General features: G+C 44.4%; 1 protein-coding gene. It reads left to right on the top strand.

The window, feature by feature from the left end:
• Window positions 1–61 precede the first annotated feature (61 nt).
• Window positions 62–331 (top strand): DUF6444 domain-containing protein, encoded by a 270-nt coding sequence (locus H5300_RS27175; protein WP_182797402.1) that lies wholly within the window; start codon window positions 62–64, stop codon window positions 329–331.
• Window positions 332–351: the final 20 nt, after the last annotated feature.

The raw sequence follows: 351 nt of genomic DNA, 5'->3' as shown, positions 1-351 counted from the left end.
CTCAGCACTTGATCCACTTTTTACTATTGAGTGATCATTCCAGTGCTTCATCCTGTTTGTTATGAGCAGAAAGAAAGCCCCTAAATTTCAAGCGGAACCACCCGTAGCCTCTGACCTTAATGAAGCAAACGCACTGATTGAAGAGTTGTGGGAACAGTTGCGCCACCTTACCGATAAACAAGCAACTAACTCCAAAAACTCATCGAAACTACCTTCGTCTGACAACCCTAAGGACAAGCATGAGCGAAAAAAGATCAAAGCTCTGGTGGTCGCAATTCGAGAGGAGCTAAAGAAGGCCACACAGGGCATCAACGAAAACTCTCACGACTGAAAACAACTGATGTAGTTATC

It is taken from the genome of Vibrio sp. SG41-7, assembly GCF_014164465.1.
GTDB lineage: Bacteria > Pseudomonadota > Gammaproteobacteria > Enterobacterales > Vibrionaceae > Vibrio > Vibrio splendidus.
The sequence above is the reverse complement of the archived record's forward strand: the minus strand, read 5'-3'. Positions and strand labels throughout refer to the sequence as shown.

Coding starts and splice junctions, on each gene's coding strand:
- H5300_RS27175 (WP_182797402.1), top strand. CDS start 62: ATGAGCAGAAAGAAAGCCCCTAAATTTCAAGCGGAACCACCCGTAGCC.